This is a genomic window from Klebsiella sp. C349492, from assembly GCF_042055345.1.
Classification (GTDB): domain Bacteria; phylum Pseudomonadota; class Gammaproteobacteria; order Enterobacterales; family Enterobacteriaceae; genus Klebsiella; species Klebsiella scottii.
The window spans coordinates 764,886-786,543 of sequence record NZ_JANQCE010000002.1 but is presented as its reverse complement, the minus strand read 5'-3'; the positions used below and the strand labels follow the sequence as shown (position 1 = coordinate 786,543).

The following is a 21,658-nucleotide window of genomic DNA, read 5'->3' as shown; positions in this document are numbered from 1 at the left end:
CTCCCTGTAAATTGTGCCAGAAATACCTTTAATCCCCGCGCGCTCGGGCATAACCTTAAACATGTATCTAAAATATAACTTTAAAAAAGGTGTGACCATGTTTTGTGTGCAATGTGAACAAACCATCCGTACCCCGGCGGGGAACGGCTGCTCTTACGCGCAGGGTATGTGCGGTAAAACGGCCGAAACCTCCGATCTGCAGGATCTGCTGATTGCCTCCCTGCAAGGTCTGTCCGCCTGGGCCGTTAAAGCCCGTGAATATGGCATCATTGATCATGAAATTGATAACTTTGCGCCGCGTGCTTTCTTCTCCACGCTGACCAACGTTAACTTCGACTCCCCGCGTATCGTTGGCTACGCGCGTGAAGCCATCGCGATGCGCGATGCGCTGAAGGCCCGGTGTCTGAACATTGACGCCAGCGCGGCGGTGGACAACCCGATGGCCAGCCTGCAGCTGGTTAGCGACGATTTGGGCGACCTGCAGCGCCAGGCGGCAGAATTTACCCCGAATAAAGACAAACCGGACATCGGCGAAAACATTCTCGGCCTGCGTCTGCTGTGCCTGTACGGCCTGAAAGGCGCCGCGGCCTATATGGAGCACGCTCACGTTCTGGGCCAGTACGACAACGCTATCTACGCTCAGTACCACAAAATTATGGCGTGGCTGGGCACCTGGCCTGCCGACCTGAACGCTCTGCTGGAGTGCTCAATGGAAATCGGCCAGATGAACTTTAAGGTCATGAGCATTCTGGACGCCGGTGAAACCACCAAATACGGCCACCCGACTCCGACTCAGGTCAACGTGAAATCGGTTGAAGGTAAGTGCATCCTGATCTCCGGCCACGACCTGAAAGATCTGTATAACCTGCTGGAACAAACCGAAGGAACCGGCGTTAATGTCTATACCCACGGCGAAATGCTGCCGGCGCACGGCTACCCTGAACTGCGTAAATTCAAACACCTGGTCGGTAACTACGGCAGCGGCTGGCAGAATCAGCAGGTTGAATTTGCCCGTTTCCCTGGCCCTATCGTGATGACCTCTAACTGCATCATCGATCCTACCGTTGGCGCCTATGACGATCGTATCTGGACCCGCAGCATCGTCGGCTGGCCGGGCGTGAGCCACCTGGAAGGCGAAAACTTTGCTCCGGCGATCGCTCAGGCGCAGCAGATGGCGGGCTTCCCGTATAGCGAAATTCCGCATCTGATCACCGTTGGTTTCGGCCGCCAGACCCTGCTGGGCGCTGCGGATACGCTGATCGACCTGGTCAGCCGCGAAAAACTGCGCCATATCTTCCTCGTCGGCGGCTGTGACGGCGCGCGCGGCGAGCGTAACTACTTCACCGACTTTGCCACCAGCGTTCCGGATGACTGCCTGATCCTGACCCTGGCCTGCGGTAAATATCGCTTCAATAAGCTGGACTTCGGTGATATCGAAGGCCTGCCGCGCCTGGTGGATGCCGGTCAATGCAACGATGCCTACTCGGCGATTATTCTGGCCGTCACCCTGGCTGAAAAACTGGGCTGCGGCGTGAACGACCTGCCGCTGTCGCTGGTGCTCTCCTGGTTCGAACAGAAAGCGATCGTGATCCTGCTGACCCTGCTCTCCCTCGGCGTGAAAAACATCGTCACCGGCCCAACAGCACCGGGCTTCTTCACCCCGGACCTGCTGGCTATTCTCAATGAGAAATTTGGCCTGCGCTCTGTGACTACCGTTGAACAAGACATGCAGCAACTGTTGAGCGCGTAAGGAGCGAACGAATGACTATGCCAACCAATCAGTGCCCGTGGCGGATGCAGGTACACCACATCCATCAGGAAACCCCGGACGTCTGGACGGTATCGTTGCTGTGCCACGATTACTATCCCTATCAGGCCGGGCAGTATGCACTGGTCAGCGTACGCAATTCGGCGGATACGCTGCGTGCCTACACGATCTCCTCTACGCCGGGCGTCAGCGAGTACATTACGCTGACCGTGCGCCGTATTGATGACGGTGCCGGCTCTCAGTGGTTAACCCGTGACGTCAAGCGCGGTGACTACATCTGGCTGTCCGACGCCATGGGGGATTTTACCTGTGAAGATAAACCGGCGGACCGTTTCCTGATGCTAGCCGCCGGCTGCGGCGTGACGCCGATTATGTCGATGCGTCGCTGGTTGGCGAAGTACCGTCCCGAGGCGGATGTGCAGGTTATTTTCAACGTACGTTCGCCGCAGGATGTGATTTTCGCCGAAGAGTGGCGCCAGTATGCGGTAACCCTGGTGGCGGAAAACAACGCCACCCACGGTTTTGTCGCCGGTCGCCTGACCGCCGATCTGCTGAAAAGCGTACCAGATCTGGCCTCGCGTACCGTGATGACCTGCGGGCCTGCGCCTTATATGGAAATGGTTGAGCGGGAAGTCAGCGCGCTGGGCGTGACGCGCTTCTTTAAAGAGAAGTTCTTTACTCCGGTCGCCCAGGCGGCGACCAGCGGACTTAAATTTACCAGGCTGCAGCCGGCAAAAGAGTTTTATGCGCCGGTAGGCGCCACCCTGCTGGAGGCGCTGGAAAGTAACAAGGTGCCGGTTACCGTCGCCTGCCGCGCCGGCGTCTGCGGCTGCTGCAAAACCAAAGTGGTCGCCGGCGACTATACGGTCAGCAGCACCATGACGCTGACCGGGCAGGAGATCGCCGATGGCTACGTGCTGGCCTGCTCCTGCCACCCGCAGGGCGATCTGGTTCTGGCTTAGCGAGGAACAATCCTTAACGGCAAGCCCCGCCTCGGCGGGGCTTTTTTTATTTCCACGCCGGGTCTTTTACCAGCGAGTAGCGACCGGCGCCCATAAAGGCAATCGCCAGCGCGCCAACAAAGAAATAGACCAGACTCTCAATCGCCCACGCGCCGGTTTTATCCAGCTGCCAGGTTTCTCCCATACCGACCATCAGCCACGCCACAATCATGGTAAATGCCAGCACCAGCGCCGCCGGACGGGTGAGGATCCCCAGAATCAACAGGCACGGCGCCAGCACTTCCCCCACCAGCACGCCATAGGCAATAAACTCCGGCAATCCCTTCGCCACCAGCATCCCGCCGATCCCCGCCACGCCGTCAAACAGCTTATGCAGCCCGTGGAACAGCATCAGCCCGCCCACGGCAAGTCGTAACAAGAGTTTGCCAAAATCGTCGTGATTTAGCATTTTATTAACAGCATTTAACAGAGATTTAACCATTTGAAATGATTCCTGTTTACTCTTTTAGTGGTAACAGATTATGCGGAATTTTCGCGCAATAATACCAGCTGAAAATAGGAGGGGAATGCGGGCGTAACGATGAGTTTCATCTAAGCTTGTAAGCGTTATCACATAAAGGAGATGGAGAACCATGAAACAAACCGTGGCCGCATACGTAGCGAAAACTCTTGAACAGGCCGGCGTGAAGCGCATCTGGGGCGTCACCGGCGATTCACTCAACGGATTGAGCGACAGCCTGAACCGCATGGGTACGATTGCCTGGATGCCAACGCGTCACGAAGAAGTTGCCGCGTTTGCCGCGGGCGCCGAAGCCCAGCTTACCGGTGAACTGGCGGTATGCGCAGGCTCCTGCGGCCCGGGCAACCTCCATCTGATCAACGGCCTTTTTGACTGTCACCGCAACCACGTTCCCGTTCTTGCCATTGCCGCCCATATCCCCTCCAGCGAAATCGGCAGCGGCTATTTTCAGGAAACCCATCCGCAGGAGCTGTTCCGCGAATGCAGCCACTATTGTGAGCTGGTCTCCACGCCGGAACAGATCCCGCAGGTGCTGGCCATCGCCATGCGTAAAGCGGTCCTCAACCGCGGCGTTTCGGTCGTGGTACTGCCGGGAGACGTGGCGCTGAAAGCCGCCCCGGAAGGCGCCAGCAGCCACTGGTACTCCGCCCCGCTGCCGGAGGTGACGCCACCGGCGGAAGAAATAGCTCGTCTGGCGCAGCTGCTGCGCTATTCCAGCAACATTGCCCTGATGTGCGGCAGCGGCTGTGCCGGAGCCCATGCGGAGCTGGTGGAGTTCGCCGCCAAGCTCAAGGCACCCATCGTCCACGCCCTGCGCGGCAAGGAGCACGTTGAGTACGACAACCCTTATGACGTCGGGATGACCGGGCTGATCGGCTTCTCGTCCGGCTTCCACACGATGATGAACGCCGATACCCTGGTGCTTCTCGGCACCCAGTTCCCCTACCGGCCTTTCTACCCCAGCAGCGCAAAAATCATTCAGATTGATATCAATCCCGGCAGCATCGGCGCGCACAGCAAAGTCGATATGGCGCTGATCGGCGATATCAAATCGACCTTAAAAGCGCTGCTGCCGCATCTGGAAGAGAAGACGGATCGTCGCTTCCTCGACAAAGCGCTTGAGCACTACCGCGAGGCGCGTAAAGGGCTCGACGATCTGGCTAAGCCGAGCGATAAGGCCATTCATCCCCAGTACCTGGCGCAGCAGATTAGCCGCTTCGCCGCTGACGACGCCATTTTCACCTGCGACGTCGGCACGCCAACCGTCTGGGCCGCACGCTATCTGAAAATGAACGGCAGGCGCCGGCTGATCGGCTCGTTTAACCACGGCTCAATGGCCAACGCTATGCCGCAGGCGATTGGCGCCAAGGCAACGGCGCCTGAGCGGCAGGTCGTCGCGATGTGCGGCGACGGCGGCTTCAGCATGCTGATGGGCGACTTCCTCTCGCTGGCGCAGATGAAGCTGCCGGTAAAAATCGTGATTTTTAACAACAGCGTGCTGGGATTTGTGGCGATGGAGATGAAGGCCGGAGGCTATCTGACCGACGGTACGGAGCTGCACGACACTAACTTCGCCCGCATCGCCGAAGCCTGCGGCATTAAGGGCATTCGCGTCGAAAAAGCCTCTGAGGTCGACGACGCGCTGCAAACCGCGTTTAGCACCGACGGCCCGGTGCTGGTCGACGTGGTGGTCGCTAAGGAAGAGCTGGCGATCCCGCCGCAAATTAAGCTGGATCAGGCTAAGGGTTTCAGCCTGTATATGCTGCGCGCCATCATCAGCGGACGCGGGGATGAAGTTATCGAACTGGCGAAAACCAACTGGCTCAGGTAAAACATCCTTTTAAGCCCACACATACCATCATTCATGATGCATCGAAGGCCCCGCAGAGGTGGTTCACGCGGCTAACGCGGATACAGCGTGAAGGATGAAACATTAACAAGGAAATGCCGTGATAGATCTCCGCAGTGATACCGTAACCCGCCCGGGGCGCGCCATGCTGGATGCCATGATGTCAGCCCCGGTCGGCGACGACGTTTATGGCGATGACCCGACCGTTAACGAGCTCCAGCGCTACGCCGCAGAGCTGGCCGGGAAAGAGGCGGCGCTGTTCCTACCGACCGGCACCCAGGCGAATCTGGTGGGCCTGCTGAGCCACTGCCAGCGCGGTGAAGAGTATATCGTCGGCCAGGGCGCGCATAACTATCTGTATGAAGCCGGCGGGGCGGCGGTGCTCGGCAGCATTCAGCCGCAGCCCATCGACGCGGCGGCGGATGGCACCCTGCCGCTGGATAAGGTCGCGGCAAAGATTAAGCCTGACGATATCCATTTTGCCCCCACTCGCCTGCTGAGCCTCGAAAATACCCATAACGGCAAGGTGCTGCCGCGCGAATACCTCAAAGAGGCGTGGGAGTTTACCCGCGAACGCGGCCTGGCGCTGCACGTTGACGGCGCGCGCATCTTTAATGCGGTGGTGGATTACGGCTGCGAGCTGCGCGATATCGCCCAATACTGCGACACCTTCACTATCTGCCTCTCGAAGGGGCTGGGAACCCCGGTGGGCTCGCTGCTGGTCGGCAGCCACGACTACATTCGCCGCGCCACCCGCTGGCGTAAAATGGTCGGCGGCGGCATGCGCCAGGCCGGAATTCTGGCGGCTGCGGGCCTGTACGCTTTGCAAAATAACGTCGCGCGCCTGCAGGAAGATCATGACAACGCCGCATGGATGGCCGGACAGCTGCGCGCCATCGGCGCTGACGTTACCCGCCACGATACCAACATGCTGTTCGTGCGCGTTGGCGATGAGCAGGCCCGGGCGCTGGGGGCGTTTATGCAGCAGCGCGGCGTACTGATCAACGCCTCGCCGGTTGTGCGTCTGGTCACCCACCTCGACGTCAACCGTCAGCAGCTGGCGGAAGTCGTTGGCTACTGGCAGGAATTTTTGAACCGCTAAGGAGTCAGGCGTGTCGCAACCTATTCTGGTGCTCGGCGCCAGCGGCTATATCGGCCAGCATCTGGTGCAGGCATTGAGCGATCGGGGCTATTCCGTGCTGGCGGCGGCGCGCCACGTTGAGCGGCTAAAGAAACGCAATCTCCCGGGGGTAAGCTGTCATCCCATCGACCTGACCCGGCCCCAGGGGCTCTCTGACCTGCTGGCGCAGGCGGATACCGTTTACTATCTGGTGCACGGAATGGGCGAAGGCGGTGACTTTATTCGGCACGAACGCGAGGTGGCCCAAAAAGTGCGCGACGCGCTGCGCGCTGCGCCGGTAAAGCAGCTGATATTCCTCAGCTCGCTGCAGGTACCGGCGGCGGAACAGTCTGACCATCTGCGCGCCAGGCAGGTTACCGCCGACGTTCTGCGCGAATCCGGCGTGCCGGTCACCGAGCTGCGGGCGGGTATCATCGTGGGCGCCGGCTCCGCTGCGTTCGAGGTGATGCGCGATATGGTCTACAACCTGCCGGTTTTAACCCCTCCGCGCTGGGTGCGCTCGCGCACCACGCCGATCGATCTCGAAAATCTGCTCTATTATCTGGTGCAGCTGCTCAACCACCCGGCCAGCGAACATCGCGTCTTCGAAGCCGCCGGACCGGAAGTGTTAAGCTATCAGCAGCAGTTCACCCGCTTTATGGCGGTCAGCGGCAAGCATCGCCTGCTGATCCCGATCCCTTTTCCCACCCGCTGGATTTCGGTGTGGTTCCTCAACGTGATTACTTCGGTTCCGCCCACCATCGCGAAGGCGCTGATTCAGGGGCTGAAGCACGATCTGATCGCCGACGATCGCGCGCTGCGGGCGCTGATCCCCCAGGCGCTAATCTCATTTGACGAAGCCGTGCGCCGCACGCTTAAAGAAGAGGAGCAGTTAGTTAACTCCAGCGACTGGGGCTACGACGCACAGGCCTTCGCCCGCTGGCGGCCGGAATATGGCTATTACCCTAAGCAGGCCGGCTGTACGGTCAGCACGTCCGCCAGCGCGGCGGCAATCTGGCAGGTCGTCAACCAAATCGGCGGCAAAGAGGGCTACTTCTTCGGCAACGCGTTGTGGAAGATCCGCGGCGCTATGGACCTGCTGGTGGGCCATCGTCTGGCAAAAGGCCGACCGTCGCGTGACCTCCTGCAAACCGGCGATGCGGTAGACAGCTGGAAGGTGATCATTGTCGAACCGGAAAAGCAGCTCACCTTGCTCTTCGGCATGAAGGCACCCGGCCTGGGGCGCCTGAGCTTTACCTTGAGCGATAAAGGCGATCGCCGCGAGCTTGACGTCCGGGCCTGGTGGCATCCTCACGGTATGCCCGGGCTGTTCTACTGGCTGCTGATGATCCCCGCCCATCTGTTTATCTTTCGCGGCATGGCGCGGCGCATTGCCCGGCAGGCAGAGCAAATCACAGGCAAATAGGAAGCATATACGTCATTCTGCTATCATTCTCATTGCATCGTGAGGAGAATCACGGAAAAATGCGCACGAAATTCTTTTCTGGGACAGTAGGTTGATATGAAGGTACTGGTTACCGGTGCGACCAGCGGGTTAGGCCGCAACGCGGTGGAATATCTGCGTAACAAAGGCATCAGCGTAAGAGCGACCGGGCGAAACGAAGCGATGGGCAAGCTTCTGAGCAAAATGGGCGCCGAGTTTGTACCCGCAGATTTAACCGAACTGGTTTCATCCCAGGCCAAGGTGATGCTCGCCGGTATCGATACCCTATGGCACTGTTCAAGCTTTACCTCGCCGTGGGGCACGCAGCAGGCCTTCGATTTAGCCAACGTCCGCGCCACCCGTCGCCTTGGCGAATGGGCCGTGGCCTGGGGCGTACGCAACTTCGTTCATATCTCCTCTCCTTCGCTCTATTTTGATTATCACCACCATCGCGACGTGCGGGAAGATTTCCGCCCGCACCGCTTTGCCAACGAGTTTGCCCGCAGCAAGGCGGCGAGCGAAGAGGTGATTAATCTGCTGGCACAGGCGAACCCAAATACCCGCTTTGCCATCCTGCGCCCGCAGAGTCTGTTCGGCGCCCATGACAAAGTGTTCATCCCCCGCCTTGCGCAGATGATGCAGCACTACGGCAGCGTGATGCTGCCCCGCGGCGGCAGCGCGCTGGTTGATATGACCTACTATGAAAACGCGGTGCACGCGATGTGGCTCGCCAGCCAGCCGCAGTGCGACCACCTACCTTCCGCGCGGGCGTGGAATATCACCAACGGCGAACCGCGCACCCTGCGCAGCATTGTGCAAAAGCTGATTGATGAGCTGGGAATAAAGTGCCGTATCCGCTCGGTCCCCTATCCGATGCTGGATATCATCGCCCGCAGCATGGAGCATTTTGGCAATAAGTCAGCCAAGGAGCCGGCCTTTACCCACTACGGCGTCTCCAAGCTGAACTTTGATTTTACCCTCGATATTTCCCGCGCTGAGGAAGAGCTAGGCTACCGGCCGGTGGTGACGCTGGATGAGGGGATTATCCGCACCGCCGCCTGGCTGAAAGATCACGGTAAGCTGCACCGCTAGCGTCGAATTAACCCTGGCCGTATTTCTCCAGCAGCGCCTCGGCGATGGCCTGGGTTTCAGCATCGGCGACGCCATCCCAGCGCGCCGGCCGGAAATGCATCTGAAAGGCCATAATCACCCGTTTCTGCTGCGCTGGCGTCATCTCCGGCGTCACCTGATAGCCGTAGCGGGCGAGTATATCCAGCAGCTCTGCGCTATCGACCGGCTGCCAGGTCGGGCGACCGTTAAGATAAAAGGCGACCCGGTCGCCATCCGGCCATGCGCCAATGCCCTGCTCAGCCAGCTGGCGCCAGGGGAACAGCGGCCCAGGGTCGTCCTTGCGCTGCGGGGCAATATCGGCATGGGCAACCACGTTTTGCGCCGCAATGTGGTAGCGGGCGATAATATCCTTCGCCAGGGGAATCAAGGCATTAATCTGCGCCGGACTAAACGGCGTAAAGCTTTTCACCCCCGCCTCTTTCTGCCAGCCGCGGTTCTCCAGCTCAATGCCGATTGAGGTGTCGTTAATACGCGTACTGCCGCGCCAGAAGCTAATACCCGCATGCCAGGCCAGATCCTCTTCCGGCACCAGCTGCCAGATGCGCGGCTTACCGCGGTGCAGCGGCGGCTGTTCAGGGATCAGGTAGTGGGAGCTCACCTGATTGTCGGTCAAGGTCGCCAGCGATACGTCAAAATCATCGGCGGTATAGTGAATGACCAATACCTTCACCCGCGGGTAGGCGGCCTGCGCCGGATGGCGGGTATCCAGCTGGTAGCCGTCGCGATCGATAATCCCCTTTTCCGCCGAGCAGCCCACCAGCAGCAGCGCCAGCATCGCCGAGATCGGGCCAGGGCGCATCCTCACCGGGTCTGCACCGCCGTGCCGCTGACGGTGACCATCAGCATACTGCCATCCTTGCCCACCGTCTCATAATCGATATCAATACCGACTACCGCGTTGGCGCCCAGCGCCTTTGCCTGCTCGCCCATTTCTCCGAACGCTATCTCCCGCGCCTTGCGCAGCTCTTTTTCATAGGACCCCGCGCGGCCACCGACGATATCGCGGATGCTGGCGAAGAAGTCGCGAAACACGTTCGCGCCGAGGATCGCCTCCCCCGTCACAACGCCGCAGTATTTCACGATAGGCTGCCCTTCGAGGGTTGGGGTGGTGGAAAATTGCATCATAAAGCTCCTTCTTTAGCGTTCAAGGTGTTAGCTCTGAGAGTCAAGCACATTCCCGTATCGATACGCTATGCTTGAATGGATATTTTAACGTAGTGAGCTTATAAGGAAATCATTATGCGCTACAAAATCATGGCCTTTATTATCCCCTGCGCGCTGGTACTTAGCGCCTGTACCACCGTCACGCCGGCCTATAAAGATAACGGCACCCGCAGCGGTCCCTGCATCGAAGGCGGCCCGGATGCGGTTGCGCAAAAATTTTATGATTATCAGATCCAGCACCGCAATAACGACCTGACGGCACTGCGTCCCTACCTGAGCGACGATCTGGCTAAACTGCTCAACGACGCGCGTCAGGACCCGTCACGCAGCGCTGTGCTGCAGTCCAACCCGTTCTCCAGTTCGGCCACCCCGGCTGATAGCGCGGAAGTCGCCAGCGCATCCACCATCCCGAACCGCGATGCGCGCAATATTCCGCTGCGCGTTGAGTTCAGCCAGGGCAGCCAAAGCTGGAAAGATGAAGTGCTGATGATTCAGGAAGGCCAGTGCTGGGCGGTAGATGATGTTCGCTACCTCGGGATTAACACCCATGCGCCGGCGGGTTCACTGCAACAGAGTCTCGAAAAACGCGGATAAGGGCGCTGAACCTGCTCTACTGAAACGATACCCCCGGTAAAATGTCGGTATTTCCTTAGGTAATGCCGACATTTGCTCCCGCCGCCCCCACGAACCCATATTTTGTGCTAAGTTTAGAGGTAAATGCGGGTTACATTTAACTTTTAACGCATAAATATTGCATAACTATTCTGTCAAAGGTAGTATTTGCGGCCTCAATAGCTATTCGTATCAGACAGCCCAGATGAGTATTAAACTAAACGGCATTAACTGCTTCTACGGCGCGCACCAGGCGCTGTTCGACATCACGCTGGATTGCCCGCAGGGGGAAACGCTGGTGCTGCTCGGCCCGAGCGGCGCCGGGAAAAGCTCGCTGCTTCGCGTACTCAACCTGCTGGAGATGCCGCGTTCCGGCACGCTACATATCGCCGGTAACCACTTCGACTTCACCAAAGCGCCGTCTGACAAAGCCATCCGTGAGCTGCGCCAGAACGTCGGTATGGTTTTCCAGCAGTACAATCTGTGGCCGCACCTGACCGTGCAGCAAAACCTGATTGAAGCCCCCTGCCGCGTGCTGGGTCTGAGCAAAGAGAGTGCTCTGGCCCGCGCCGAGAAGCTGCTGGAACGTTTACGCCTGAAACCCTACAGCGACCGCTATCCTCTGCACCTCTCCGGCGGTCAGCAGCAGCGCGTCGCCATTGCGCGCGCGCTGATGATGGAGCCGCAGGTGCTGCTGTTTGATGAGCCAACGGCGGCGCTCGATCCGGAAATTACCGCCCAGATCGTCAGCATTATCCGCGAGCTGGCGGGCACCGGCATTACGCAGGTCATCGTCACCCACGAAGTGGAAGTGGCGCGTAAAACGGCCAGCCGCGTGGTGTATATGGAAAATGGCCATATCGTTGAACAAGGGAATGCTGACTGCTTCGCGCATCCGCAGACCGACGCGTTTAAAAACTATCTTTCACATTGATGTTTTTCGGGGAAATGACGATGAAAAAAGTACTGATTGCCGCGCTTCTGGCCAGCATGAGCCTTTCTGCTACCGCAGCCCAGACCATCCGTTTTGCCACCGAGGCGTCCTATCCTCCGTTTGAAACGACCGACGCTAACAACAAAATCGTCGGTTTTGACGTCGATCTGGCTAACGCGCTGTGCAAAGAGATCGATGCCACCTGTACCTTTACCAACCAGGCTTTTGACAGCCTGATCCCTGGCCTGAAATTCCGTCGCTTCGACGCGGTGATGGCCGGGATGGACATTACGCCTGAGCGCGAAAAGCAGGTGCTGTTCAGCACGCCTTACTATGAAAACTCCGCGCTGTTCGTTGGCCAGCAGGGCAAATTTACCAGCATCGAACAGCTGAAGGGCAAAAAGGTCGGCGTCCAGAACGGCACCACCCACCAGAAGTTCATTAACGACAAGCATCCGGAAATCACCACCGTTCCGTACGACAGCTACCAGAATGCGAAGCTGGATCTGCAAAACGGCCGCATTGATGCCGTATTTGGCGACAACGCCGTGGTCACCGAATGGCTGAAGAGCAATCCGAAGCTGGCGGCAGTGGGCGATAAAGTGACGGATAAAGACTACTTCGGTACCGGCCTTGGCATTGCGCTTCGTCAGGGCAATACCGAGCTGCAGCAGAAATTTAACGCTGCGCTGGAAAAAGTGAAAAAAGATGGGACTTACCAGACCATCTATAGCAAATGGTTTCAGAAGTAGCCCTCAATGAACGAAATTTTTCCATTAGCAAGCGCCGCCGGGATGACCGTCGGCCTTGCCGTCTGCGCGCTCATTATCGGCCTCGCCCTGGCGATGCTTTTTGCCGTGCTGGAGTCAGTCAAATGGCGCCCGCTGGCGTGGCTGACCACCGCCGTGGTGACGATTCTGCGCGGGCTACCGGAAATTCTGGTGGTCCTGTTTATCTATTTCGGATCTTCGCAGCTGCTGCTTACGCTCTCTGACGGCTTCACCATCAATCTGGGCTTTGCGCAGATCCCGGTGCAGATGCAGATTGAAAACTTCGACGTCAGCCCGTTCCTGTGCGGCGCGGTCGCGCTGTCTCTGCTTTACGCCGCCTACGCTTCGCAAACCCTGCGCGGCGCGCTAAAAGCGGTGCCGCAGGGACAGTGGGAGTCGGGTCAGGCGCTGGGGCTGTCGAAAAGCGCGATTTTCTTCCGCCTGGTGATGCCGCAAATGTGGCGCCACGCCCTGCCGGGGCTCGGCAACCAGTGGCTGGTGCTGCTAAAAGATACCGCCCTGGTCAGCTTAATCAGCGTTAACGATCTGATGCTGCAAACCAAGAGCATTGCCACCCGCACCCAGGAGCCGTTTAACTGGTACATCATCGCGGCGGCAATCTACCTGGTTATCACTCTGCTCAGTCAGTACATCCTCAAACGTATTGACCAGCGTGCGACGCGCTTCGAACGGAGACCTGGCTGATGCTCGACTACTTACCAGAACTGCTCAAAGGGCTGCATACCAGCCTGACGCTGACGGCGGCTTCGATCGTCGTCGCGCTGATTCTGTCGCTGATCTTTACCATCATCCTGACGCTGAAAACGCCGGGGCTGGTATGGATTGTGCGGGCGTATATCACGCTCTTTACCGGTACGCCGCTGCTGGTGCAGATCTTCCTGATTTACTACGGTCCGGGGCAGTTTCCGACACTGCAGGAGTATCCTGTGCTGTGGCATCTGATTTCTGAGCCGTGGCTGTGCGCCCTGATTGCCCTGTCGCTAAACAGCGCCGCCTATACTACGCAGCTGTTTTATGGCGCGATCCGCGCCATTCCTGAGGGCCAGTGGCAGTCCTGCGGCGCGCTGGGGATGAGCAAAAAGGACACGCTGGCGATCCTGCTGCCGTATGCCTTTAAGCGCGCCCTCTCCTCCTACTCCAACGAAGTGGTGCTGGTCTTCAAGAGTACCTCGCTGGCTTATACCATCACTCTGATGGAGGTGATGGGCCACAGCCAGCTGCTGTACGGGCGGACCTACGACGTTATGGTCTTCGGCGCGGCCGGTATTGTGTACCTGATCGTCAACGGCCTGCTGACGCTGTTAATGCGTCTGGTGGAGCACAGAGCGCTGGCGTTTGAGCGCCGAAGCTAACGTTCATAAATGCATAATTAGTAAATAGCAAGACGGGTAAGGATGATGACTTACCCGTCTTTTTTTATGCCAATAAAAATACTTATACATCATTATTGAATATAAATTCATTTAATGGCATTGTAAAACCCGACCGCAAACACGGCACAACATCATAAGATTGACCGACGGGAGTTCGACGATGAAAAAGTTAGTTCTGGCTGCACTGCTTACCTCTTTCGCTTTTGGCGCCGCTGGCGCAGAAAAAATCAGCTTTGGCGTTTCCGCAACCTATCCTCCGTTTGAATCCATGGATGCTAATAATCAGATCGTTGGCTTCGATCTCGACCTGGCGAAAGCGCTGTGCAAGCAGATGCAGGCGGAGTGTACTTTTACCAACCATGCCTTCGACAGCCTGATCCCGGCGCTAAAATTTAAAAAATATGATGCGGTGATTTCCGGCATGGATATTACCCCGGAGCGCAGCAAGCAGGTGTCGTTCACCGAACCGTACTACGCCAACTCCGCGCTGGTTATCGCCAAAAAAGATGCCTTCCACTCATTTGCCGATCTGAAAGGCAAACGTATCGGGATGGAAAACGGCACCACCCATCAGAAATACCTGCAGGATAAGCATCCTGAAGTGAAAACCGTCGCCTATGACAGCTACCAGAATGCGTTTATCGACCTGAAAAATGGCCGTATTGATGGCGTATTCGGCGACACCGCGGTGGTCAACGAGTGGCTGAAAACCAACCCGCAGCTGGGCGTCGCCACGCCGAAAGTGACCGATGCGCAATACTTCGGTACCGGCCTCGGGATCGCGGTACGCCCGGATAACAAAGCGCTGCTGGAGAAGCTGAACGGCGCGCTGAAAGCAATTAAAGCAGACGGCACCTATCAGAAAATCAGCAGCCAGTGGTTCCCTGAGTAAGAGCAGGCCATTCCCGGCCTGCGCGGTAAATGCCTGAGGCGGGCGAGAGAAAACCATCGCCCGCTACGCGCAGCGCCACCGGAGGCATCTTACAGCGGCAGGGTAAAGCGGAAGCTGGCCCCTGCCGCGGCGTCCTGCAGGCGAATATCGCCGCCGTGCAGCTGCAGCATGCGGCGCACGATCATCAGCCCCAATCCCCCCGTCGATTCCCGGCGCTGGCCAGGCTCAAGCACCGAAGGACGTTCAAACAGGGTTGCCCGCAGCTCGCTGGCGACGCCAGGGCCGCTGTCCGCCACCTCGACGACAATCTGCGACGCCTGCTGGCGCGCCGTCAGGCGAATCAGCCCTCCTTCCGGCGTGTGGCGAATGGCGTTATCGAGTAAATTCGTCAGCACCCGCTCGATCATCGATAAATCGGCCACCACCGGCGGCAATCCCTCGGCCAGCGACAGCTGTAAACCGATACCGCGGGTAGCAATGGCTAAATCGAATTTCTGCGCGACGTCCTGAACCAGCTCAGCGAAGATGAACTTCTCCGGCTGCGGTTTGATGCCGCCATGTTCGAGCCGGGCCAGCTCAAACAGCTGCTGCGACAAATGGCGAACCTTATTGCCCTGGCGCAGCGCGATATTCAGATACTGCTGGCGATCCTCGGCATTAAGCCGGTCGGCCTTCAGCGTCAGCGTCTCCAGATAGCCAAGCAGCGAGGTCAGCGGAGTGCGCAGATCGTGGGAAATATTGGCGATAAACTCGCGCCGCTGGCGGTCGCTATCGGCCAGACGATCCCACTGATCGGCAATCTGCCGGGCCAACTCAATAAAGCGATTATGCAGGATCGCCACCTCATTCCCGGGATGCGGGTCGGGCGTCTGCGCCGCCAGCGCTTTGATCGCCACCATGCTGTCCGGACCGGGTATCGCCACCTGGGCGGTGAGCTGACGCACCGGCCTCGTGACCCAGTACCACGCCAGCCCTCCCGCCAGCAGGCCAAACAGCGCCACCAGCAGCAGCGTCCACAGCAGCAGGCTCCACAGCGTCTGCTGCCAGGCGGTTGCCGCCAGTTCGTTAAAGGTTTCTCCCTGCAGAATGATATAGAGATAGCCGCGCAGCTGGCCCTCGAGGCGCAGCGGCGCAACGCTAAAGACTTTCTGCTGTTCGAGGCTGCGGGGATCGTCGCCGTAAACCGGCCACGTGCCGCCAGAGAGGAACGCCTGCACCGGCGCCAGATCGATGCGCTGGCGTTTGATATGGCCCGGCGGCGCGGCATCGGCTAACAGCTCGCCGTCAGGAGAAACCAGATAGAGCTCAACGCTGGGATTAAAAATCATCAGCCGGTCGAACAGCGGCTTCAGCGCCTGGCGATCGACCTGCCCCTGCGCATCCAGCAGCGGCTCGCGGGCGACAATCTGCTGCGCCAGCCCGGCAGAAAGACGCTGCACCATCGCGTTACCGTACTGCGCGCTGATATAGAGCTGAACGAGGCACACCGCCGCCGCGCACAGCAGCAGCAGCGAGGTGAAGACCAGCGCCAGGCGCTGGCTCAGGCTGAGACGGCGCATCATTGCCCCACCTCTTTGCGCTCTACGGCAAACTTATAGCCCTTTCCCCACACGGTGAGGATAATTTCAGGCTCCGTCGGCTCGTGCTCGATTTTGCTGCGCAGGCGGTTGATATGGGTATTGACCGTATGTTCGTAGCCTTCGTGCTGGTAGCCCCAGACGCTGTCGAGCAGGGCCAGGCGCGAAAAAACCTCTCCCGGATGACGGGCGAAGTAGTACAGCAGATCGAACTCGCGCGGGGTCAAATCGACCAGTTCGCCGCGCAGTCTGACCTCGCGCGACAGCGGATCGATATTGAGGCCGTGGCAGGCGATGCGCCCGGCATCCATCAGCAGATTTAGCCCCATCGCCTCCTGGCGGCGGAACACCGCTTTGACGCGCGCAATGAGTTCCAGAACGGAGAAGGGTTTAGCCAGATAATCATCCGCCCCCATCTCCAGCCCCTGCACGCGCTGGATTTCGCTGGATCGGGCGCTGATGATGATCACCGGCAGATAGCGGGTCATCTGACGGATGCGCCGGCAGATCTCCAGGCCGTCAACGTTCGGCAGCATCAGGTCGAGGATCACCGCATCCCAGGGGCTTTTTTCCAGCAGCGCCAGGGCCTGCGCGCCGTCCGCTACGTGGACAATCTGATACCCCTCGTCCTGCAAATTCAGGCGCAACAGGGCGGCAATATCATCGTCATCTTCAACTAACAGGATTTTCTTCGCCACCGGTGTCGCTCCGCTAATATCATGCTCTTATTAACGAAGCTTACCCGATTTTGGCCAGCAGAAGAGTTCACATTTTGTTTAAACTTCGCGTACCAGCAGCGTCAGCACTTCATAGTGCGCGGTGTGGGGGAACATGTCGAACAGCTGCACCCGCTCGGTTCGATAGCCCGCCAGCTGGGCGATATCTTTGGCCATCGTGCGGGCGTTGCAGCTGGAGTAGATAATATAGGGCGGAGCCATGCGGCTTAAGTAGTCGCACAGCTCGCTGCCAATCCCGCGGCGCGGCGGGTTCACCAGCACCAGCTGCGGAATTTCGCCCTCGCCGGTGGCAAAGCGGGTGGAGTCCAGCGCCTGGAAGTGGATGTTGCTGAGGCCCAGCCCGGCGGCGGACTGCCGCGCGCAGGCAATGGCCTCCGGCGCAATCTCGATGCCGGTCAGCCGCATCTGCGGAGTGGCGCAGTGCAGGCCAAAACCGCCGACGCCGCAGAACAGGTCCCACATGTGATCCACCGGCAGCTGGCGCACCCAGTCCCGGGCGGTGGCGTACAGCCGGCTGGCTACCTCAGGATTCGTTTGAAAGAAGCTTTGCGGGCGGATCCACAGCGGTACGCCGTTAAAGCTCTCCGCCAGCGCCTGCTGCGGGGTGAGGAAAATCTCCTGCTCCCCTTCCATAATCGCCATGTGCACCGGCTGAATATTGGCGGTAATCACCTTCAGCTGCGGCAGCTGCGCCTGCAGCCACGGCAGCGCGGCGCGCAGCTGGGCGAGCTTCGTCTCAGAGCGCAGCACAAAGCGCAGCATCATGCCGCCGTCGAGCCGGCTTTCGGTGAGCAGCAGATACTTCAGCTCCCCGCGTCGGCGGGCCACCTGATAAGGGGTGAGGCCGGCGCGGGCGATAAACGGCTTCAGCAGCGCGAAGACCGGCGCAAAGCTTGCCGGGTACAGCGGACAATCGGTCAGGTCTTCAGGATTGCCATCGCGGTGCAGCATGCCGAGCAGCGGACGCTCAACGCTGCCGCTGACCACCATTTTGGCCTTATTGCGAAAGCCGGCTTCCGGACCGGAGACCGGTTCGCACCACGTCGTCACCGGGCGTTCTGCCAGCAGCGACCGCAGATCGGCCATTTTATCGGCGAGCTGTTGTTCCAACGGCAGTTCCAGCCACTGACAGGAGCGACAGCGGCCCGCGTCATAGAGTGCGCAGTGCATAAAAAGACCTTCAAAAAATCAGGGGCGGGGATTGTATCACCGTTATTGCAGTCGGAAAAACCGTCGGCACGATGCCGGGACAAACAGCAGCATCAGCACCAGCAGGTCGGGCAGTTTCTGCATCACCAGCGAACGGAAAATTTCCCGCTTCGATTCACCGGCAATGCTAAACAGTTCCGGGTAGCCGTAGCCCAGCGAGGCGGCCCACAGATAGCCGCTGACGATAATTTGCGTCAGCAGATAGATCCAGCGCGCCCGGTTACGCCCTTTCACCAATGAAAACGCGCACCAGATTTCAACAAATACCAGCAGCAGGCTTGAGAAGAAGACCAGCGTCAGGGGCCACGTCTGCACGCTGCGATGGATAAACTCACCGACCCCCCGCACGCCAAGCTGATTGAGGATCATCAGCAGGTCGAGGGCGCGGATTAAAATAATGGCGAACGCCGCCACCTGCACCAGCGCAGGGACGTTCAGGCGAGCATGAGAGGAACGAGTTTTTGTAAACAATCCCAACGGTTAAGTCTTCCATGAAAACGGCGTCGCGCAATCGCGACGCCGGCACCAGGTCTTGCTATCGATTTTAGGGGCTTCAGCCGCGTCTTGCACGCTGGATATCGCGTACTCGCTGCTTTTCTGCGCGGGCCATCAAATACCAGGCGATAAAACCAACAATCCCGACCACGCCGAGGATAAGCGTCGCCAGGGCGTTGATTTCCGGATTGACGCCCATGCGCACGCTGGAGAAAACCAGCATCGGCAGCGTGGTGGCGCCAGGGCCGGAAACAAAGCTGGCAATCACCAGATCGTCCAGCGACAGGGTGAACGCCAGCAGCCAGCCGGAAATCACCGCCGGCATGATCATCGGCAGCGTGATGATGAAAAACACCTTCAGCGGCGCGGCGCCCAGATCCATCGCCGCCTCCTCGATGGAGTGATCCAGCTCGCGCAGCCGCGACGAAATCACCACCGCGACGTAGGCGGTACAGAAGGTCACGTGCGCCAGCCAGATGGTCAGCATACCGCGATCCGACGGCCAGCCAATCGCGTGTCCCAGCGCGACGAAAAGCAGCAGCAGCGACAGGCCGGTAATGACATCCGGCATCACCAGCGGCGCGGTGATCATAAACGCAAAGCCGTTCGATCCGCGAAAGCGGCCGAAGCGCACCAGCACCACCGCGGCGATAGTCCCGAGGATCGCCGCCGCCGTTGCCGCGCAGGTGGCGATAGTCAGGCTAAGACCCACGGCGCTCATCATCGCATCGTCGTGGAACAGCACGCTATACCAGCGCGTTGACCAGCCGGCCCACACGGTCACCAGCTTCGAGCTGTTGAACGAGTAGATCACCAGCATCAGCATCGGCGCATACAGGAAGGTAAACCCAATCACGAGGATCAAAATTCGCCACGGCGAACGTACTACCGGCAAATCACTCATCCGTGTTCCCCTATCTGTTTTTGCTGATGCTTGTGGAACCACATAATTGGTACGATCAGCAGCAGCAGCATCACAATGGCCACCGCCGAAGCCACCGGCCAGTCGCGGTTGTTAAAGAACTCCTGCCACAGCACGCGGCCGATCATGATGCTGTCCGGGCCGCCGAGCAGTTCCGGAATAACAAACTCGCCCACGGCCGGAATAAAGACCAGCATCGAACCGGCGATAATCCCGCCTTTGGTCAACGGCACGATCACCTGGAAGAACGTTTTCAACGGGCGGGCGCCCAGATCCAGCGACGCTTCCACCAGCGAGTAGTCGATCCGCGTCAGCGCGGTATAAATGGGCAGCACCATAAACGGCAGGTAGGCGTAAACAATGCCGATATAGACCGCCAGGTTGGTGTGCAGAATCTCCAGCGGCTGGTCGATGACCCCCAGCCACAGCAGAAAGTTATTCAGCACGCCGTTACTTTTCAGCAGCCCCATCCACGCATATACGCGGATTAAGAACGAGGTCCACGACGGCAGGATCACCAGCAGCAGCAGGATATTGCGCGTTGACGGCTTGCTGTGCGCCACCGCCCACGCCAGCGGATAGCCCAGCAGCAGGCAGCAGAACGTTGAGATCCCGGCCACCTGCAGCGACTGCAGATAAGCCTCAAAGTAGAGCGGATCGTCGGTTAGCTGCAGGAAGTTCGCCAGATTAAGGGTGACCGTCAGCTGACCGTCGGCCCACTCCAGCAGGTCGGTATAGGGCGGTATAGCCCGCGCCATCTCTGCGAGGCTGATTTTAAAGACGATCAGGAACGGCAGCAGAAACAGCAGCGTCATCCACAGATACGGCAGCGCAATCACCAGCTTGCGGCCGTGGGCCATTTGCAGGCGCGTCAGCCACGGCGTCACGCCGCCCGGCTTTTTCGCCCCTGCCGGTGGTTCTAATATACTCATCGCCCTCTCCTTACACCGTCAGAACGACGCAGCTGTCCGCGTCCCAGCATAAACGGACTTCATCACCCCAGGTTGGCGAGCCTTTGCGATGACGATGTTCATTCTGCAGCTGGGCGCTGAGCATCTGCCCGCTTTGCAGGCGCACGTGGTAGATAGACAGATCGCCGAGGTAGGCAATGTGGATCACCTCACCGACGGCAAAGTTATAGCCATCCGCCGGCGGCTCGTCGCAGAGCATGATTTTCTCCGGACGCAGGGCGACCCAGACCGGCACGTTATCGACGATGGAAGCATCAGGGTCGACCTTGAGCGGATGCACCAGCCCCGGCGAGTTGAGCACCAGACCATCTTCCAGCCGCTCCTGCACCAGCCCTTCGAAGACGTTGACCGAGCCGATAAACTCCGCGCTGTAGCGGGTCGTCGGGTGCTCGTAGATCTCCTCCGGTTCGCCGATTTGCACGAACTTACCGCGATTCATGATCGCAATACGCCCGGCCATAGTCATCGCCTCTTCCTGATCGTGGGTCACCATCACGCAGGTCGCCCCCACGCGTTCGAGGATGTCCACCACCTCCAGCTGCATCCGGTCGCGCAGCTTTTTATCCAGCGCGCCCATCGGCTCGTCGAGCAGCAGCAGCTTCGGCCGTTTTGCCAGGCTACGGGCCAGAGCCACGCGCTGGCGCTGGCCGCCGGACAGCTGGTGCGGCTTGCGTTTCGCAAACTCCTGCATATGCACCAGCGCCAGCATCTCCTGCACCCGGCTGGTGATTTCGGCCTTCGGCAGCTTGTCCTGCTTCAGGCCAAAGGCGATGTTCTGCTCCACCGTCATATGGGGGAACAGCGCGTAGGACTGAAACATCATGTTGATCGGCCGCTGGTACGGCGGGACGCGCGACAGGTCGACGCCATCCAGCACAATCTGCCCGGCGGTAGGCTGCTCGAAGCCAGCCAGCATGCGCAGCAGCGTTGATTTCCCGCAGCCGGATGCGCCCAGCAGAGCGAAGATTTCGCCTTTATAAATAGTGAGATTGACGTCATCGACGGCGTGCTGCCCATCGAACGATTTGGTCAGGTTACGGATTTCCAGCAGCGGGGTCAGCGCCTTAGGGGTTTTCATTTGTGGGCGGGAAATTAGGTCATTCACTTAGCTGCTCTCCGGCAAAAAACTCACCACCGTATGGCCCGGTTGCCATACATCATTCTTTTCGTGCAGTCGCACCATCCTG

Annotated in this window: 21 protein-coding genes and 1 pseudogene; 12 read left to right on the top strand and 10 right to left on the bottom strand. The window is 59.0% G+C overall.

The window, feature by feature from the left end:
* Positions 1-97 precede the first annotated feature (97 nt).
* Entirely contained in the window at positions 98-1,750 is a 1,653-nt protein-coding gene (gene hcp / locus NWP14_RS11375; protein WP_095095591.1) for a hydroxylamine reductase, read from the top strand.
* 11 nt (positions 1,751-1,761) lie between these two features.
* Positions 1,762-2,730 carry an NADH oxidoreductase gene (gene hcr / locus NWP14_RS11370; protein WP_331835688.1) on the top strand — a complete coding sequence of 323 codons (969 nt, stop codon included), beginning with the start codon at positions 1,762-1,764 and terminating at the stop codon, positions 2,728-2,730.
* Between the two features lie 46 nt (positions 2,731-2,776).
* Here hcr and NWP14_RS11365 read toward each other — a convergent pair whose 3' ends face one another.
* Positions 2,777-3,211 (bottom strand): DoxX family protein, encoded by a 435-nt coding sequence (locus NWP14_RS11365; protein ID WP_331835689.1) that lies wholly within the window; start codon positions 3,209-3,211, stop codon positions 2,777-2,779.
* 151 nt (positions 3,212-3,362) lie between these two features.
* On the opposite strand from NWP14_RS11365, the gene poxB reads away from it, so the two are divergent.
* The 4 genes from poxB to NWP14_RS11345 all read left to right on the top strand — a co-directional run bounded on the left by poxB (position 3,363) and on the right by NWP14_RS11345 (position 8,755).
* A complete protein-coding gene (gene poxB, locus NWP14_RS11360; RefSeq protein ID WP_375215334.1) occupies positions 3,363-5,081 on the top strand; it encodes a ubiquinone-dependent pyruvate dehydrogenase in 1,719 nt (572 codons plus the stop codon).
* Positions 5,082-5,199: 118 nt separating this feature from the next.
* Entirely contained in the window at positions 5,200-6,201 is a 1,002-nt protein-coding gene (gene ltaE, locus NWP14_RS11355) for a low-specificity L-threonine aldolase (RefSeq protein ID WP_095095580.1), read from the top strand.
* A gap of 10 nt (positions 6,202-6,211) precedes the next feature.
* On the top strand, positions 6,212-7,645 hold the full coding sequence (locus NWP14_RS11350) for a DUF2867 domain-containing protein (protein WP_375215333.1): 1,434 nt from the start codon (positions 6,212-6,214) through the stop codon (positions 7,643-7,645).
* A gap of 96 nt (positions 7,646-7,741) precedes the next feature.
* On the top strand, positions 7,742-8,755 hold the full coding sequence (locus tag NWP14_RS11345; RefSeq protein ID WP_095095573.1) for an NAD(P)-dependent oxidoreductase: 1,014 nt from the start codon (positions 7,742-7,744) through the stop codon (positions 8,753-8,755).
* A 7-nt stretch (positions 8,756-8,762) separates the two neighbouring features.
* Here the strand turns inward: NWP14_RS11345 and NWP14_RS11340 are convergent, their stop codons facing one another.
* Both NWP14_RS11340 and NWP14_RS11335 read right to left on the bottom strand, forming a co-directional pair.
* Entirely contained in the window at positions 8,763-9,593 is an 831-nt protein-coding gene (locus NWP14_RS11340) for an N-acetylmuramoyl-L-alanine amidase (protein ID WP_375215332.1), read from the bottom strand.
* 2 nt (positions 9,594-9,595) lie between these two features.
* Complete coding sequence (locus tag NWP14_RS11335; protein WP_095098017.1) at positions 9,596-9,916, bottom strand: heavy metal-binding domain-containing protein; 321 nt, start codon at positions 9,914-9,916, stop codon at positions 9,596-9,598.
* 117 nt (positions 9,917-10,033) lie between these two features.
* On the opposite strand from NWP14_RS11335, the gene NWP14_RS11330 reads away from it, so the two are divergent.
* From NWP14_RS11330 to artJ, 6 genes are all read left to right on the top strand, one after another.
* Entirely contained in the window at positions 10,034-10,552 is a 519-nt protein-coding gene (locus tag NWP14_RS11330; RefSeq protein ID WP_375215331.1) for a lipoprotein, read from the top strand.
* Between the two features lie 223 nt (positions 10,553-10,775).
* Positions 10,776-11,504: an arginine ABC transporter ATP-binding protein ArtP gene (gene artP, locus NWP14_RS11325; protein WP_095095563.1), complete on the top strand. Its 729-nt coding sequence runs from the start codon at positions 10,776-10,778 to the stop codon at positions 11,502-11,504.
* Between the two features lie 20 nt (positions 11,505-11,524).
* A complete protein-coding gene (gene artI, locus NWP14_RS11320) occupies positions 11,525-12,256 on the top strand; it encodes an arginine ABC transporter substrate-binding protein ArtI (RefSeq protein WP_095098014.1) in 732 nt (243 codons plus the stop codon).
* A 6-nt stretch (positions 12,257-12,262) separates the two neighbouring features.
* Positions 12,263-12,979 (top strand): arginine ABC transporter permease ArtQ, encoded by a 717-nt coding sequence (gene artQ / locus NWP14_RS11315; protein ID WP_095095560.1) that lies wholly within the window; start codon positions 12,263-12,265, stop codon positions 12,977-12,979.
* A complete protein-coding gene (artM, locus tag NWP14_RS11310; protein ID WP_095095557.1) occupies positions 12,979-13,647 on the top strand; it encodes an arginine ABC transporter permease ArtM in 669 nt (222 codons plus the stop codon). Before artQ ends, artM begins: the two co-directional genes overlap by 1 nt.
* 181 nt (positions 13,648-13,828) lie before the next feature.
* On the top strand, positions 13,829-14,560 hold the full coding sequence (gene artJ / locus NWP14_RS11305; RefSeq protein ID WP_331835693.1) for an arginine ABC transporter substrate-binding protein ArtJ: 732 nt from the start codon (positions 13,829-13,831) through the stop codon (positions 14,558-14,560).
* 89 nt (positions 14,561-14,649) lie between these two features.
* Here the strand turns inward: artJ and NWP14_RS11300 are convergent, their stop codons facing one another.
* From NWP14_RS11300 to potG, 7 genes and pseudogenes are all read right to left on the bottom strand, one after another.
* A complete protein-coding gene (locus tag NWP14_RS11300; protein WP_331835694.1) occupies positions 14,650-16,122 on the bottom strand; it encodes an ATP-binding protein in 1,473 nt (490 codons plus the stop codon).
* Positions 16,119-16,835, bottom strand: a complete 717-nt coding sequence (locus tag NWP14_RS11295; protein ID WP_095095548.1) for a response regulator transcription factor — start codon at positions 16,833-16,835, stop codon at positions 16,119-16,121. Before NWP14_RS11295 ends, NWP14_RS11300 begins: the two co-directional genes overlap by 4 nt.
* 78 nt (positions 16,836-16,913) lie before the next feature.
* The gene (gene rlmC / locus NWP14_RS11290; protein ID WP_095095545.1) at positions 16,914-18,044 is read right to left on the bottom strand and encodes a 23S rRNA (uracil(747)-C(5))-methyltransferase RlmC; all 1,131 of its coding nucleotides are present in this window, start codon (positions 18,042-18,044) and stop codon (positions 16,914-16,916) included.
* A 42-nt stretch (positions 18,045-18,086) separates the two neighbouring features.
* Positions 18,087-18,576, bottom strand: a pseudogene (locus tag NWP14_RS11285) (YbjO family protein).
* A gap of 60 nt (positions 18,577-18,636) precedes the next feature.
* Complete coding sequence (gene potI, locus NWP14_RS11280) at positions 18,637-19,482, bottom strand: putrescine ABC transporter permease PotI (protein ID WP_095095539.1); 846 nt, start codon at positions 19,480-19,482, stop codon at positions 18,637-18,639.
* A complete protein-coding gene (gene potH, locus NWP14_RS11275) occupies positions 19,479-20,432 on the bottom strand; it encodes a putrescine ABC transporter permease PotH (protein WP_331835696.1) in 954 nt (317 codons plus the stop codon). The genes potI and potH overlap by 4 nt, the downstream gene beginning before the upstream one ends.
* Positions 20,433-20,442: 10 nt before the next feature.
* The gene (gene potG, locus NWP14_RS11270) at positions 20,443-21,576 is read right to left on the bottom strand and encodes a putrescine ABC transporter ATP-binding subunit PotG (protein ID WP_095095533.1); all 1,134 of its coding nucleotides are present in this window, start codon (positions 21,574-21,576) and stop codon (positions 20,443-20,445) included.
* Positions 21,577-21,658 lie beyond the last annotated feature (82 nt).